The organism is Paenibacillus pseudetheri (genome assembly GCF_924513355.1).
Classification (GTDB): Bacteria; Bacillota; Bacilli; order Paenibacillales; family Paenibacillaceae; genus Paenibacillus_AQ; species Paenibacillus_AQ pseudetheri.
This window is the reverse complement of record NZ_CAKMAB010000004.1, coordinates 65,791-81,022: the sequence shown is the minus strand read 5'-3', so window position 1 is coordinate 81,022 and position 15,232 is coordinate 65,791. Positions and strand designations below refer to the sequence as shown.

The 15,232-nt window shown below is 39.9% G+C and carries 13 protein-coding genes; 2 read left to right on the top strand and 11 right to left on the bottom strand.

The genetic code is table 11. The features are described from left to right. Positions 1-503: 503 nt before the first annotated feature. The gene (locus tag L1028_RS04790; RefSeq protein ID WP_234531904.1) at positions 504-1,517 is read right to left on the bottom strand and encodes a TolB-like translocation protein; all 1,014 of its coding nucleotides are present in this window, start codon (positions 1,515-1,517) and stop codon (positions 504-506) included. A gap of 340 nt (positions 1,518-1,857) precedes the next feature. Next, on the bottom strand, positions 1,858-2,625 hold the full coding sequence (locus L1028_RS04785; protein ID WP_234531902.1) for a hypothetical protein: 768 nt from the start codon (positions 2,623-2,625) through the stop codon (positions 1,858-1,860). 1,057 nt (positions 2,626-3,682) lie between these two features. Here L1028_RS04785 and L1028_RS04780 point away from each other — a divergent pair. Together L1028_RS04780 and L1028_RS04775 are read left to right on the top strand one after the other, a co-directional pair. Beyond that, the gene (locus L1028_RS04780) at positions 3,683-4,453 is read left to right on the top strand and encodes a M23 family metallopeptidase (protein ID WP_234531900.1); all 771 of its coding nucleotides are present in this window, start codon (positions 3,683-3,685) and stop codon (positions 4,451-4,453) included. 59 nt (positions 4,454-4,512) lie between these two features. Next, positions 4,513-5,184, top strand: coding sequence for a hypothetical protein (locus tag L1028_RS04775; RefSeq protein ID WP_234531898.1), 672 nt, complete (start codon positions 4,513-4,515; stop codon positions 5,182-5,184). Between the two features lie 803 nt (positions 5,185-5,987). Here L1028_RS04775 and L1028_RS04770 read toward each other — a convergent pair. The 9 genes from L1028_RS04770 to trpD all read right to left on the bottom strand — a co-directional run bounded on the left by L1028_RS04770 (position 5,988) and on the right by trpD (position 15,194). Next, positions 5,988-7,127 (bottom strand): IS4 family transposase, encoded by a 1,140-nt coding sequence (locus L1028_RS04770; protein WP_234531896.1) that lies wholly within the window; start codon positions 7,125-7,127, stop codon positions 5,988-5,990. A 211-nt stretch (positions 7,128-7,338) separates the two neighbouring features. Continuing rightward, the gene (locus L1028_RS04765; protein ID WP_234531895.1) at positions 7,339-7,674 is read right to left on the bottom strand and encodes a YolD-like family protein; all 336 of its coding nucleotides are present in this window, start codon (positions 7,672-7,674) and stop codon (positions 7,339-7,341) included. 673 nt (positions 7,675-8,347) lie between these two features. After that, positions 8,348-9,442 (bottom strand): prephenate dehydrogenase, encoded by a 1,095-nt coding sequence (locus tag L1028_RS04760; RefSeq protein ID WP_234531893.1) that lies wholly within the window; start codon positions 9,440-9,442, stop codon positions 8,348-8,350. A gap of 47 nt (positions 9,443-9,489) precedes the next feature. After that, positions 9,490-10,587: a histidinol-phosphate transaminase gene (hisC, locus tag L1028_RS04755; protein ID WP_234531891.1), complete on the bottom strand. Its 1,098-nt coding sequence runs from the start codon at positions 10,585-10,587 to the stop codon at positions 9,490-9,492. Positions 10,588-10,646: 59 nt separating this feature from the next. Beyond that, positions 10,647-11,471 carry a tryptophan synthase subunit alpha gene (trpA, locus tag L1028_RS04750; protein WP_234531889.1) on the bottom strand — a complete coding sequence of 275 codons (825 nt, stop codon included), beginning with the start codon at positions 11,469-11,471 and terminating at the stop codon, positions 10,647-10,649. Next, on the bottom strand, positions 11,468-12,667 hold the full coding sequence (gene trpB, locus L1028_RS04745) for a tryptophan synthase subunit beta (RefSeq protein ID WP_234531879.1): 1,200 nt from the start codon (positions 12,665-12,667) through the stop codon (positions 11,468-11,470). Before trpB ends, trpA begins: the two co-directional genes overlap by 4 nt. Further along, positions 12,664-13,341, bottom strand: coding sequence for a phosphoribosylanthranilate isomerase (locus tag L1028_RS04740; protein ID WP_234531878.1), 678 nt, complete (start codon positions 13,339-13,341; stop codon positions 12,664-12,666). Before L1028_RS04740 ends, trpB begins: the two co-directional genes overlap by 4 nt. Further along, positions 13,334-14,164: an indole-3-glycerol phosphate synthase TrpC gene (trpC, locus tag L1028_RS04735; RefSeq protein WP_234531877.1), complete on the bottom strand. Its 831-nt coding sequence runs from the start codon at positions 14,162-14,164 to the stop codon at positions 13,334-13,336. The genes L1028_RS04740 and trpC overlap by 8 nt, the downstream gene beginning before the upstream one ends. Beyond that, the gene (gene trpD, locus L1028_RS04730; RefSeq protein ID WP_234531876.1) at positions 14,154-15,194 is read right to left on the bottom strand and encodes an anthranilate phosphoribosyltransferase; all 1,041 of its coding nucleotides are present in this window, start codon (positions 15,192-15,194) and stop codon (positions 14,154-14,156) included. The genes trpC and trpD overlap by 11 nt, the downstream gene beginning before the upstream one ends. Positions 15,195-15,232: the final 38 nt, after the last annotated feature.

Here is a 15,232-nt window from a genome sequence, read left to right as displayed (position 1 = left end):
TTTTTTTGAAGGATAAGCTGATGGAGTGCAGAGTATACTAGATAACTCCATATCATTGTACTCTGCATCAACCACCTTCTATATAATAGGTGATTAAGCTTGGGTATTTACAACCTAGTTTATTTGAAATGAAAACTGATACCTTATTTTCTTGAATTACAGCCAGGTGGAGATTTCAAGGAAGCAAAAGAGTGAAGTGGAAGGTTGAACATCTCTCATCTGTAAAACTAACAAAAAGAGTCCACCCAATGAAGTGATCAAGACCCTATTTAGTGGTCATTTTAAAAAAACTAAAAGAACTAACGCCGATACTCTATCGGTGTCAGTTCTTTTAGTTTTAGCCGCGCTCGTTTATCATTATTCAATTGGATAAGATGCTCTTCTTCTTGATGCTTCAACCGTACTTCGTCGATGATAAAGATAGAACGGCTCTACTTTAAGATGTGAAACGAAGCTCAAACTTAGATTGTATATTTCCTGCTATTTTGGTTGCAAAGGCTATTTTATTGACTATTTAAAACCAGTTGAAAATTATTCATAAATCCATCTTCAGATATAAAAACTTTTGTATATTCTTTAGATTTAAAATCATAATAATAGACTCCTCTTTTATCATTTACAACCGATGTCACATATAGACCTTTTCCATCAACTGAAAAACTAGCTCCATCTACGTTCATCCTTTCAGGTGGTAAATTAAACTCTTCATTTTCTTGAGAGTTAACATCTATAGCTACAGCTTTTGACTTTTCATCTGAATTATATTCTTTGTCATAAATGGCTATAAGCTTATTTTCTTTCATATTAACCATCAAAATTTTAATCCAGGCATGTCCTGAGAGGAATTTTCGCGTATCCGTAAAGGAATAATTTGTTTCATAAACTGAAAAAAGTGGCATAGTATATTTATTTTCATCGGAGATAAACTGTTTCTCTAAAACCTCTCGATTTTTACTATAAGAAAATGCAGATATGTAGATATGTTCTGTGTTTGGATTTATCGCGATAGTTTCCACATTTGTATCTTCATCTCCCCAGTATGAAATAATACCACTTTGTTTATCTAACATACCTAACCTTAATACCCTATCTATAGAAGCTACAAAAAATACTTTTTCTTTTGTGGGTATTATTTGATTAACAGCCCGTAAATTTGTTGTTAATTGCGTTTCTTCTTTATTCTCTACATTATAACTAAAGATTTGATCACGCTTACTATCATCCCTTTTTGTATAATAAACAACTTTATCATTCGAACTGAAAACTCCTAATGGATACTGGGTTGTGTATGAGAAATTATATATTTCTTTTACTTCCCCTGTATTAGGAGCGTACTGGTAAATAGTGGTTAACATATCCTCTTTATCTGGTTGAATATATGTAGTACACGTTATTGATAAAAAATCATCATGCTTTTCTATAAGTCTATCTTTATCTTTACTATTACAACCTAGTAGAAAAAAAATAAAAGCTATTGAAAATAGTAAGCTTCTTCCTAAATTTTTTTTGTTTTTCATAAGTATCTATTATTCCTTTCGCATCGTATATTTCTTAATTCTCTTGTTGAATGATTCAATAAGATTAGTGGAAGAAATTCCAGTTTTTCCTTCCTGTAAGAAGAATACGAGATACCTTTCAATTTTGTTTACATTTACTATAAATAAAAAGATCAAGGTGTGTATCTACTTTACTATATTAGAATAATCAGATTCAAATCATAAAGCACAAATTGAAATGGCTTTTACACTCTAGATCAATTATCTAGTTTGTAAAAGCCATTAGTTATATAGCACTCAGAAATTAGTATATCTGAAGGCTAAAATGCTTTATTCTTCATAAGTATTTATTTCCATACAACTATCTATTGTAATAATAGCTTCCAGCAAAAGAAAGGGTACTGCTATAAGTATATCCAAACATTACACCTGACCATTTCCAAACATCTAAAACTGCGTTATCTAATGCTCCATTATCATTCTTTGTTAGATTTTTTGTAATTCCATTTGCTGATGCTGTAATTATTGTTCCTGATTTAGGATTATCGTATTGACCTTTAGTAGCTACATCTCCTACTACTAAATTATTATCATTATCACCTTTTATAGAATTAAATACTGTAAATCTACCTACACCTGAAACTTTACTAGTAGTAATCGTAATTGTATTTGGATATGACCCATATACATAATTTCCATTAGCAGCTGTAGCATAAGTGGAAATATTTGGCGATTTACTTTCGATAGTATTGATTTGTCCATCAGAACCATAGGAGACTACTGTTCCAGGTTGAGGCTTTTTACTTTCAATGTAGTATACTGGTAAATCCTTTGCTTCTTGCTTAATTTCTTCTATCACTTTATTAAACTCATCCAGTGAAATCGGACTATTAGGAATTTCTGGATTTTCCTTACTCAAATCAATTTTTTCTACATTATTAATTCTAAAAGTAGACGATCCTTGTTTTGTAATAACAGGACTATTGTCTTCATCAAAAGTAATAACTGTACCTGGTGGCATTTCACTAGGGATAATTCCTTTTTCGGAATTTGTTGAAGCTGAAGCAAAACTTGGACTCAAAAGAGATGTTGCAAGTAAACCAGATAAGATTAATTTTCCTAACTGCATAGCTTACACCCTTTCCATTAATGGTTATATTTACTAATTTAGTAATAAATGTATTTTATATTAAAAACAATAGTTTTTTTATAAATTTTGGAATATTCATATCCGTTCCGTGTCTATTAGAAGATATGAGCTAAGAACTGTACTGTTTTTTTAACAATGTATCAAAAACGATAATAACTCTCATATTCTGATGTGTCCAAATAACTAAATTCTCCCTACTTTTATCGTTGCCGAGTGTGAAAAGAAAGCATCTCATCCTCGAATTTATTCCGCAGACCTTGATTGCATCGCTATCATTTACTACTGGCTTCTAAAGGGTATTCTGTGACTATAACTCCACTATAAAAGGATTGTAACTCTGTATTACAAGCCCTTTTCGCCATGACGCTCTGACAAAATGAGGAGTGTGAAATAAAATAGTAGATTGAGCTGCCGCTGTTTGATCGGCGACCGTTCCTCCCGCAATGGTTCGTAGCCGCCAAATCCGGATCACCAGGAACGAGAGCTACCTCCCCTCTATCTAGCGGGATTCTCGGCCTCACTACAGCCATCTGGTAAAACTTAGAAGAACCAGGAGCAAGTGTTACCACAGCTTGATTCGGCTACCGTCCACGCCGCGTTGCAGTCAGGCTATAACTTTATGTTCTCAGTCTAATACTTTGTTTACTTCTAACAGATACCGCAATCGATTCTTCGTGAGAAACCGTATCAAAACCAATTCATTAAAGGGATGCAAATAGTGAGTGATTTGATCACAGAATTCTGGATGAGTATGAGTTAAATGGTTGTTACTTCACTAACCCTTTGAGATTAGTTAGCTACTTCTATTAAACTGACTACCTTTCTTTGATAGCCATTAGGAATACAAGACATGCTAAAAATGCTATTCGTAATATTTGTAAAACAATATCTATTTATTATTAAATTTTGGAAATTATATTGTTAATAGAGATCATCTGTAGTAAGCTATGGATGTATAAAAATTACATTTTAGGGAGATGATAGAATTAAGAAAAGTAGGAAATCTCTGTTTGTATTAACTTTAGTATCAGTAGCAATGCTAGTAATTCCAGCAGTCAGTGCATCTGCCGCCAACTATGGTTCGTATGCATTCAAATGGCCGACACCCAATACAACGGTCACTGGCCTTTATGGTGAAAATAGAGATAGCGGTCCGCACAAAGGAATTGACATTCGCGCCAATTACGCTCCTGTTTATGCAGCTCAAGAAGGATTGATTTCTTTCTCCGGTGTATATTCGGATGGAACTAGTGCAATTCATATCACTCATCCCTATTTGGGTGACAGCGGATTAAATATAATCTCCCGATATTTACATTTGAGCGCAAGAAATTATTCTACTGTTTCCTATGTATCTAAGGGGACGTTGATTGCTACTTCAGGAACATCTGGAGGTGTTCCCCCTCATTTACACTTTGATATCAATGATCAATATGTGGATTACCCAACTTATTCTCAGACAATTAACCCCATGCTCTTTTATCCTACAATGAGCACTTTTCTTCTCAGTCTTAACAATGAAACTCAAACAACTGCTCTCATAGATGAGGATCATCATCATGAAATTGATTATAACAACCCTGACAATGTCATCAGTCAAACTCTCATCAATTATGTAGGTGTAGAGGAATTCCAGAGATGGTTCGATTCAAATCCTATAGATAATCGTACAAATCAAGAATTCAAAAATCATTTCAGTATTAGCGATGAAAAAGAAAATCAACTAAATGATCTTGAAATTGAGAATGCTAAACAGAAGTTTAAAGATAATCCAAAAGCAATGTCCATTCTTAACAATTTGCCATAATTAATCAAAGGTAATTATTACTTAATCCTCTTTGTTAGCTCTCAGAAGGAGAATATATTATGATATCCCGAAAGTATTGGTTTCTTGGCTGTATTGGACTGCTAGCTACAATGTTCTGTTTTTCACTGACAGTTGCCCATGCCCAAACCAAATCTGCAAAAATTCTAGAGCGGAAAATTAAAATTCTAGAGAAAGTTCAAATCCAAGAGAGCTACACCCAAGTATTGATTGGGAAATTGGAATCTGATTGGCCTAAGCTTTTTTCTGCAAAATCCGTTGATGATCTTTTCAATAAATATGCTTTTATCACTTGGTACATTGACGATGATGCAAGGATACGATTAAAGGCTCAGCTTAATAAGCATACCTACTATCTTGAATATGAAAAACTTCTAAAAAAGGGTTTGTTGCCAGCTAAAAAAACGAGTTTGAAGAATCTGGAAATCGAATCCTACTCTAGTGACATTATTGCAGTATCGGGAACCTATGATGTAATACTCCGTGATGGAAGTAACAAAACATTCGAAGTTACACTTAAAGCTAAGAAAGAGTCACTCAGTTACTTCTCACCGATGTTCAATATAGAGGAGGGGAGCGGTATATCAACGAATTCGAAGGACGAGGAACTGGACCTACAATATAAATTTCAGCTTCTGAATAGTATTGACACTATTCGCAAATTATCCAAAGAGCAGCTTTACTTTCTTTTTGATTTGAGAATGGATCAATAAAAGAAGGACTTGCTTGATATTTTGAAGTTCTACCTGTCAAATAGACAGTGTAAAAAAACAATAAAATGGTTAGATACCCGCCAGTTCATGTTTAATAGAACTGTCGGGTATTTTCTTCGAGTTTTTATTATGCCCATATAGAAGTACAATTTCTCGAGGTAAAGCTACGTGTTGTTAAGCGATGTCTTCGGAATGAAACTAATCCAAATTAAAAATTCAAAACACGCAGCAGAGTAAATAGTTTGAAGATCAAAAAATCCCTTCACTTAATATAGATGATCCTAAAATTAGAGAGATAATTAGAAAAAAGGGTTGAATCAAAAAAATAGCAGTTGAGTTTTTTATGATAAACGTAGTCGATAACACTCAATCAAAATACCTGCTTTGTAGCACTCACGATTAATGTGAAATAGTGTCGTCGCTGGTAAGCCTTTATGCGATTGTGTCATCTTTCAAGGATTGCGTTAATTCACCGACAACGATGGTAATTTACAATATTATCCTGCAAATTGCTAGTGCTTTTCAAGGTACTTCGCACAGCATCTTGATCAATTCTTTCACCTTGCTCCAACCAACGGATTAAACCTGAACGGGCGTTGCCAACGTTAGCTGAAGAGACATACCATTTTCCACCTATTTACTTCATTTAATCACCTTCTTTCCTCTTTCAAGCTATGTAAATTATCTAGCATAGTGTCTTTTGGTTCAGAAAAAAACCTGCACTCATAAAGAGTCCAGGTTTTTTTCTAGCAGTTTTATCCCTATTCATATAATAATATAAGCATTCATCTCACGCCTGTTGATTAACCAGATATTGGAATTATAAGGTTCGACAAATAGACGGACTTTTTGAGTACCCTAGCAATAGCTAAAATCCATTCAACTTGTAATTGATCGTCTTCGATTTGTTCCTTAAATCGAATGAGAGGTATTGATTTACAAGCGATTACGTATGGTTTTGAATGATTATATAACCACTTTAAAAGCACGTATGTCATGAGTGCTGCGAACAATTGATTAAATACGGCATTCTTTGTCGTACCAAAAAGAACAGGGACATTTAAGTTTTGCTTAATCCATCTAAAGAACACTTCGATGCCCCAACGTGCCTTGTACATGTCAGCGATTTGTTCGGCCGATACATGCATGAGATTGGTGACAACGCGAATCTCATTTTGATTGTTATCCTGGAATATTACCACACGGTGACGAAGTTCTGACTGACTCTGCGGTGTTCCTAGGTAGCAAGTAATATCTTTCGTAATATTCGAGTCTTCAATGGATTGTCGTTTTAACGAATGGGGCTTTACAAGCATGACGTTTTCTTTGATACGAGTAACAAAATACTGCTGTTCTCTAGCATATTGATCAAATCGTTTGATTTTTCCGTAAGCACGGTCTTGAACCAGAATGTAATTCTTATCTGCAAGTTTTTCGCCGATGGGACCATCGTGGACTTTACCGATTGTTTCAATGACTTGAGCAGGTTGTTCCGTGGCAGCACTAAGTGCAACATGAAGTTTAATACCCGCCCGTTGACCGTGAAAAAGGGCCCAAGGAAGACGACTTTTGCCTACCGTAATCGTTGTAGAATCTACTAATAATAGATCTTTTGGGATACGAAGATGGCGTCTTGTTGCTCGATTACATCTGGACAGAAGTAAATGAAACAGTTGCTTGAACAACTCATAAGGTACATTACTAGCTTTCGTGGAAAAGGTTGAATAATCAATATTACGAAGGCCACAAGTAACGGCTTTCCCAACAGCTGAGCGATAGCTTTCCCATTCACCAAGAGCAGAATGAGTGAAAAACAACAACAACTGATGAGCTGTAAATTTTGTCGCAGTATCTTTATAATCTAAATCTTCTAGGATCCTCTTCACATCTTCTTCATTAAGAAGAGTTTGAACTAGGTTTGTAAACGTGGTAGACTTTTTCATGAGGTCGCCTCTTTCAAATCGTGGTGTGTGGTGCATACGATTTTATAGAAAGGGCGATCTTTTTTCAATTTAGTAATCCCTTATTTTGGTTAATCAACAGGCGTGCATTCATCTATCAAAATATACATTAGTATACTATTATTTATAGAAAATATTATTAGATACTTATTTATAAGCGCCAGGGCTATTTATTTTATCAAAAAGATATTCACTACAAACTAGCACTAATAATATTATCTATTTTGATCCAATCATAGTCATCATTTGGCCATCTCATTTTGATTTGATTCAATTGTTTATCGATCCTCGTAGCAATTCCTTCGATTACTTTATTCTCATTAGAATCGAACATAGTTAATGTAATTGCACTATGATCCTCAATTGACTTAGCCACTAATTGATGGATTTCATCCCATGCTAGAGGATCAAGCTCGGGTTTGTTGCGGATCTCTTGATTATGATGATCTGCAATTATATGTCGTCCGTATTCAGGCATAATCATTCGGCTACTCTCCCCAAGACCATTTCCTTCTAACTTTTTTCTCACTATTTTATCCTCCTAATATTTTGTCCAGTATTCGATATTACTTCCATCTAGGCCCCACCCTATCTCAAATCCGTCTGTCTAGGAGGTTTTAAGTCTTATGTCAGGAGTTTCCCAACCTTTAATGATTACAGCACTCTCTAAGGCAGTGTGTGGCTCCCATTCGATATAAACTTCATCAACTAGTTCATGAAATGCCTTATGAATTTTATCGGGAGTGCGTCCGCTTTTGATTATTAGTTCTTGTAGGGTTGGCATATGAGAATGATAGACCGAAGAATGCTTCAATATCATAATTAACTTACGGGCTGTGTCGCTAAGCATACCAAAGCATCCTTAAGGATCTATAAGACTTTAGTCACTATAATATGACTTTAATCTCTTTTTAATAAACTGTTGACAAAATGTAAACGTATACATATAATAAAAGTACAGTATGGTTTCTCTCCACTCCTATCCAAATACTACACGGTTCCAATTTATTGTGAACTGTAGCCGCTTACTTTGTAAGCGGTCTTTTTTTGTCCTGTAAGCGCTGTATCTTCCTGTTCTAGATTAAGCTAACATCACTACTATTTAGAACGTACGGATCCTCCGAAATAACCCCAATCATTAATACCCACTTCTGCATTGATACATAACAAAAAAAGCCCCTCCATAATGGAAGGGCTGCTTACTACACATATACAGTATAATCGTGCTGCTGCAGCAGCACTTTCGCTCGTTCCATATCGTTCTCCTGACGAAAAGATAGGCGCATAATACCCGGCACATCTTCACGACTCTCGATGATTTGTAAGTTGCTAAGGTTAATGCCTTGGTTCCCCAGCTCAGTAGCGATACGACCGATAATCCCCGGATGATCCGGTACATCAATATGTAGGTCGAATAAAGGTGCTATCATGCCTTTACGCCGTTCAGGCAACTGACTGCGGAAGCCATTCGCTTCTTGAAATGCCTCTTCAATCCCTACGCCATCTGCACCTTCCAGTAGACGAACAAAAGAAGAAACTTCCTCGTTCCAATCCTTTAATAAACGAAGCATTACGGAACGATTGTTCAACAAAATATCTCGCCAAATTATAGGATCGCTGGACGCAATCCGAGTGATATCCCGAAAGCCCCCTGCAGCTAACGTGCTATATAAGGAGTCAGTATCGTCATAGACACGAATCTGATTTACCAAAGCAACAGCAATAATATGCGGTAAATGACTAATGGCACCTACAATCTCATCATGACGTTCTGGATCAAGGCGTACAATCTGCGCTCTTGTGTGGTGTAGTAAAGACTCCAGTGCATGATAAGCATCGTCTGGCACTCCTGGAGGAGGCGTCAACACATAATAGGCATTCTCAAATAGCAGTGATGAAGCTGCCTCAACACCTGAGCGCTCTGATCCTGCCATGGGGTGTCCGCCGATAAAATGTACTCCTGGAATATCTAATGAGACCGCACATGCTGCAATACTAGCTTTCGTGCTTCCTACATCTGTAATAATGCAGCCGGGTTTTAGAGGCAATTTACTTAATTGCTGCAGATAATCCTCTAACATCCCTACTGGCACACATAAAAAAATGAAATCAGCATCATGTGCCGCTTCTTCAACAGAAAGCGTGGCTTGATCAACCACACCTCTGCTTATATATTTACTCGCGGATTCAGGACGGTGGGCATGTCCTACGATGGTCAGGCCCTCCTTGCCTTTAAAGCAAAGGGCCAGTGAGCCTCCGATCAGACCGACACCGAATATAGCTATTTTTGTCGTCATGTTCTTTGAACTACCTGCCTTTTTTAGTCTAGTCTTGCTATTTATTACTAAGCGCGCACACCATACTCTATAAGCGTTTGTTCCAGCGCAGTTATAAACACTTTGTTCTGTTCAGCAGAGCCCACAGTAACACGAATATAAGTAGGGTAAACTTGATGACCCGCTCTTACTATGATTCCTTTACGCATCAAAGCATCGAAAACCTCGGTTGCAGGTTTACGAACATCTACCATAATGAAGTTCCCGTGTGCAGGGAAGGATTCTAGGCCCAGACGTTTGAATTCACCTTGTAATTGGACAATACCCGCGCTATTAAGACGACGGCATTCCTCCACGTGATCTTGGTCATTCAAAGCAGCAAGAGCTGCAGCTTGCGCAAGACGAGAGGTATTAAAAGGCTCACGTACCTTGTTGATCAACGAAATGATCTCAGGACTCGCAACACCGTATCCAATACGCATAGCAGCTAAGCCATAAATTTTGGAGAATGTGCGAAGCACAACCAGGTTCTTAAACCGATTTAATAATTGGATACCGTTGGAGTAAGAAAGATCTGTTACGTACTCACAGTATGCTTCATCAAGGACAACCATTACATTGGAAGGAACAGCAGCAAGGAAAGAAACCAAGGCTTCCTCTGGTACAATCGTTCCTGTCGGGTTATTCGGATTACAGATCCAGATAACCTTCGTACGGTCCGTAATACGGGCCAGCATCCCATCCAGATCATGTGTACCATTTACAAGTGGTACCTCAATGGATACAGCGCCTTCGATTTCTGCGTTACTCTTATACACAGAGAAGGTCTGGTCAGCCATAATTGTCTCATCACCTTTCAAGAAGAAGGCACGAGCAATAAGAGCAATAATCTCATCAGAACCACAGCCAAAAATAATATTATCGCTATTCACACCAAGACGGTTGGCAAGTGCTGCCGTCAACTCAACGGCCGATCCGTCTGGATATAGATAAAGATTCTCAAGCTCTGCTAGAATAGCTTCTTTAGACCTCGGGGAAGCTCCATACGGGTTCTCATTGGATGCAAGCTTAATAACCTCACTTAAGCCGAGCTCCTTCTTAACTTCGTCTATAGGTTTCCCTGGTTTGTAGACAGGAAGATTAACTATATTCGGTTTTGGATTCATGAATAGTCCTCGCTCTCCATAATTGATTACTCCACCATACACAGGTCAAAATGACACTGTTATGGTCTTTTTAATTGTGCCACAAATTTTCGAATTTGCAACAGCCCCTCATTCCGTGTAGCGGGATTATCTAGCAGCGGAATGACCTCTTCAATTTTGCGAACAATCGCACTACCTACAACAACACCATCGCAAATCTGAGAAAAGCGGGCAACCTGTTCCCCAGTTGAGATCCCAAATCCTACAGCCACTGGCAGATCCGTAGCTTGACGCACGGAATCAATAAATGCCTCTACATCAGCATGGAAAGTGGATCGTTCCCCTGTCACACCTAACGAGGATACACAATAGATAAACCCACTCGCACCTGAGACAATCTTCGCAATACGTTCACTTGAGGTCGGAGCAACTAGTGGAATGAGATTAACGCCAACCTCACTACTGCGGCGACGCATCTCCCCTGATTCCTCGACAGGAAGATCTGGAATAATAAGGCCACTAATCTCATGAGCGTTCAGTTCTGCGAAAAATGTATCCAGCCCCATTTGCAGGATAGGATTGTAATAGGAAAACAAGATAAAGGGCAAGCTGCTTCCGGCTTGACGAGCTTTTAACGCGGTCTCCATACAGGTACGCAGGTGAACCTCACCCCGCAGAGCTCGTGCAGACGCTCGCTGAATGACAGGGCCATCTGCTAGTGGATCAGAGTAAGGTACTCCTAGCTCCAGAATGTCTGCACCTGCCGCCTCCAGTTCTGCAATGATGGCAAGAGTAGTCTCCAGATCAGGGTCTCCAACCGTCAGAAAAGGAATTAATGCCGTCTGTTCTTCAGCCTTAAGCTTCCAGAATACCAAATCCATTCGGTTTGTAGTCTCGGTTGTCATTCGTTTCCCTTCCCTTCTGTGTAGGCCATGATCGATTCCACATCTTTGTCTCCCCGGCCTGACAGGCAGATAACAACAATATCATCCTTGGTAAGGGTTGGACCCATCTTCACTACATGGGCTATCGCATGTGCTGACTCTAAAGCTGGAATAATACCTTCCGTTACACATAACAGCTTCAGTGCATCGAGTGCCTCTGCATCCGTAATCGGAACGTATTTTGCGCGTTCGATATCTTTTAAATAGGAGTGTTCAGGACCTACGCCAGGATAATCCAGACCTGCGGAGATGGAATGAGCCTCTGTTACTTGACCATGTTCATCCTGCAGAAGGTAACTCATCGAACCCTGGAATACGCCATGAGTCCCCTTACTCATCGTCGCCGCATGAAATGGTGTGTCAATTCCTTTGCCTGCTGCCTCAACACCAATCATACCGACACTTTTATCCTCTACGAAGGGATAGAACATGCCGATAGCATTACTACCGCCACCTACAGCAGCTACGAGCACATCTGGCAGCCTTCCTTCAGCCTCCAGAATCTGGCGCCGCGTCTCATCACCAATAACCCGCTGAAAGTTACGAACCATCATTGGATAAGGATGTGGGCCTACGGCAGAACCGAGGATATAAAAAGTATCTTCCACATTGCTAACCCAGTAGCGTAGCGCTTCGTTTCCAGCATCTTTTAAAGTGCGCGATCCGGAAGTAACGGGAATCACCTCAGCACCAAGCAGCTTCATACGGAATACATTGAGTGCCTGGCGACGAGTATCCTCTTCCCCCATAAACACCTTACATTCCATACCAAGCAGAGCTGCAACTGTAGCAGTAGCTACACCATGCTGACCAGCTCCTGTCTCAGCGATCACCTTGGTTTTACCCATCATTTTAGCCAGAATTCCCTGACCAATCGCATTGTTAATCTTATGAGCACCTGTATGATTCAAATCTTCACGCTTCAAATATATTTTTGCTTCTCCCAGATGTTTACTTAGACGTTCCGCATAATACAGCGGGGTCTCCCGTCCGGAATATTGCTTTAATAGATAATCTATTTCTTCTTGAAAAGCCGGGTCCGCCGAATACTTCTGATAGGCTTCCTCCAGCTCAATCAATGCAGTCATCAAAGTTTCGGGCACGAAGCGCCCTCCGAATGAACCGAAACGTCCATGCTGGTCCGGTACTTGTGTCATGATTGCTTCACCCTTTCCACAAAAGCTGTCATTTTAATAATATCTTTAACGCCTTCACTCTCTACTCCGCTAGATACGTCTACTCCGTACGGAGCATAAGTATCCAGCAACTCTCCTACATTATTAGGATGAAGTCCTCCAGCCACAAATAACGGCAAACCATTTCGTAGCGCGATTTCCTGATAATCAGGCAACCTCTCCCAAGCGAACGTGCGCCCAGAGCCGCCGCTCTGCTGAGGATCATAAGTATCTAACAATACAGCATCAACGAAGCCTGCGTATTGTTCCAATGTATATTTGTTATCAGCGTCATCACGCTCTTTATCAGCAACAGACAATGCCTTCCACACCTGAACTTGTGGGAAAGCATGACGAACCTTTTGACAAAAGGCTGGACTTTCCTGCCCATGTAGCTGAATGACATCTAGTGACACAACGGAGAGCATTTCACTCAGCTCATCCAGCTCTGGATTAACAAAAACCCCAGCAGCTTTTGGTTTTTCACTAGTCTTCCATTGCGGAAGTTCAGCAATCAGTTCGGAAGCACGCTCCAGAGTAACCCTGCGACGGCTAGGTGCGAATACAAATCCAATATAATCTAGTGGTAAGTGTAACATGCATTTTAGCACTTCAACGTCCTGAAGTCCACAGATTTTTACTAATGTCTCAGCCATGCCGGACACGGTCCTTTCCGTTTGGAAGCATTCCTAGCAATCCATTTACCGCTTCTTCTACATTTGCTTGACGCATTAGATATTCCCCTACGAGTACCCCGTGAGCGCCAGTCGTTCTTAGGTAGTCAATATCACTCGGCCCTGCAATTCCGCTTTCACTGATCACAGGAACCCCTTGAGGTACTAGTGCTGCCAGCTCTGCTGTCGTCTCTAAGGATGTCTCAAAGGTACGCAGATTACGATTATTAATACCCAGTAGAATATTAGGATGTGTTATCTTCTCTGTGCTTAATACCACCGCAAGCTCATTCCGATCATGAACTTCGATTAATACATCCATTCCAAGCCCAGTAGCTAATTCTATAAAGTGAGACAGTTTATCCGGTGTCAAAATAGCAACGATTAACAACACCGCATCTGCTCCAAGAATACGCGCTTCATAAATCTGTTTCTCATCGATAATAAAATCTTTGCGGAGCAGCGGCAGATTTACAGCTTCCTTCACTTGCTGCAGGTAAGCAGCACTGCCCTGAAAATAATCCGTATCCGTCAAAACAGATAAACAATCAGCGCCGCCCGCTTCATAACCTTTTGCAATGGAAACAGGATCGAAATCTTCACGAATCAACCCTTTTGAAGGGGATGCCTTCTTTACCTCCGCAATCAAACCCATATCCCTGTTCTTCCCTTGGGTCATTGCCTTACGAAAGCCTCTAGTCTGAGGGAGTGCGGCTATATCACGTTCAGCTTGAGCTAGAGAAAAGCTATCACTGAGCGCCTCTACCTCTTTGATCTTTGTAGCGACAATTTTATCAAGATACATAATTAAGCTCCTCCGTCATCACAACAAGCTGTTTCAGCTTGGATAATGCTTTACCTGAATCCACTACTTCTTTAGCTTTCTCTACGCCTCCGGCCATGGTATCTGCCAGACCCGCAACATAAATACACGCTCCTGCATTAGCTAACACGATATCCCGATAGGGATTGAACTCACCTTGGAGCACAGAGGTAATAATTGCTGCGTTCTCTGCTGCGTCTCCACCCAAAACAGCTTCAAGCGGATGTCTGTTAAGACCTAATCCCTCCGGAGTAATTTCATAAGTGGTCACTACACCCTCTTTTAGTTCAGACACTAATGTAGAGGCTGAGATGCTGATTTCGTCCAGACCATCCGAACTGCTTACAACCATTGCACGCTTGGAACCCAGCTCCTTCAGTACATTAGCCACCGTCTCCGTCTTATTGCGGTCATAAATCCCAAGCAGCTGACGGTCAGCTCCAGCGGGATTCGTAAGAGGGCCCAGCATATTGAAGATCGTACGTACACCAAGCTCTTTACGAGGAGCTGCTGCATGCCGCATCGAGGGATGATAAATTTGTGCGAATAAAAAGCAAATGCCGATACGATCCAGACATTCTCGGGCTTGGTCTGCATTCAGATGAATATTTACACCAAGGGCTTCAAGTACATCCGCACTTCCCGCTCTGCCAGATGCAGAGCGATTTCCATGCTTGGCTACTCTTACAGAAGCCGCTGATGAAATGATCGCTGAGGCGGTTGAAATATTAAATTTATGGATGCCGGAACCGCCCGTACCACAAGTATCTAACAAGCGTGCGCGATCAGTCAGTACGGATGTGCCGAACCCTCTCATAGCTTCCGCAAAACCCGTAATCTCCTCCACGGTTTCTCCTTTAATTCGTAAAGCGGTCAGCAGTGAACCGATTTGTGCTTGTGAAGCATCTCCTAGCATTATAGCACCCATTATATTCCGTGCTTCTGTGCGTGTCAGATTCTTGCCTTCGATTAGTCCGGCGATTCCTGATTGAATTAATTTCGATGCATCCATAATGTTCTTCCTCCCAGCCTTAATGAGTTACTATATAA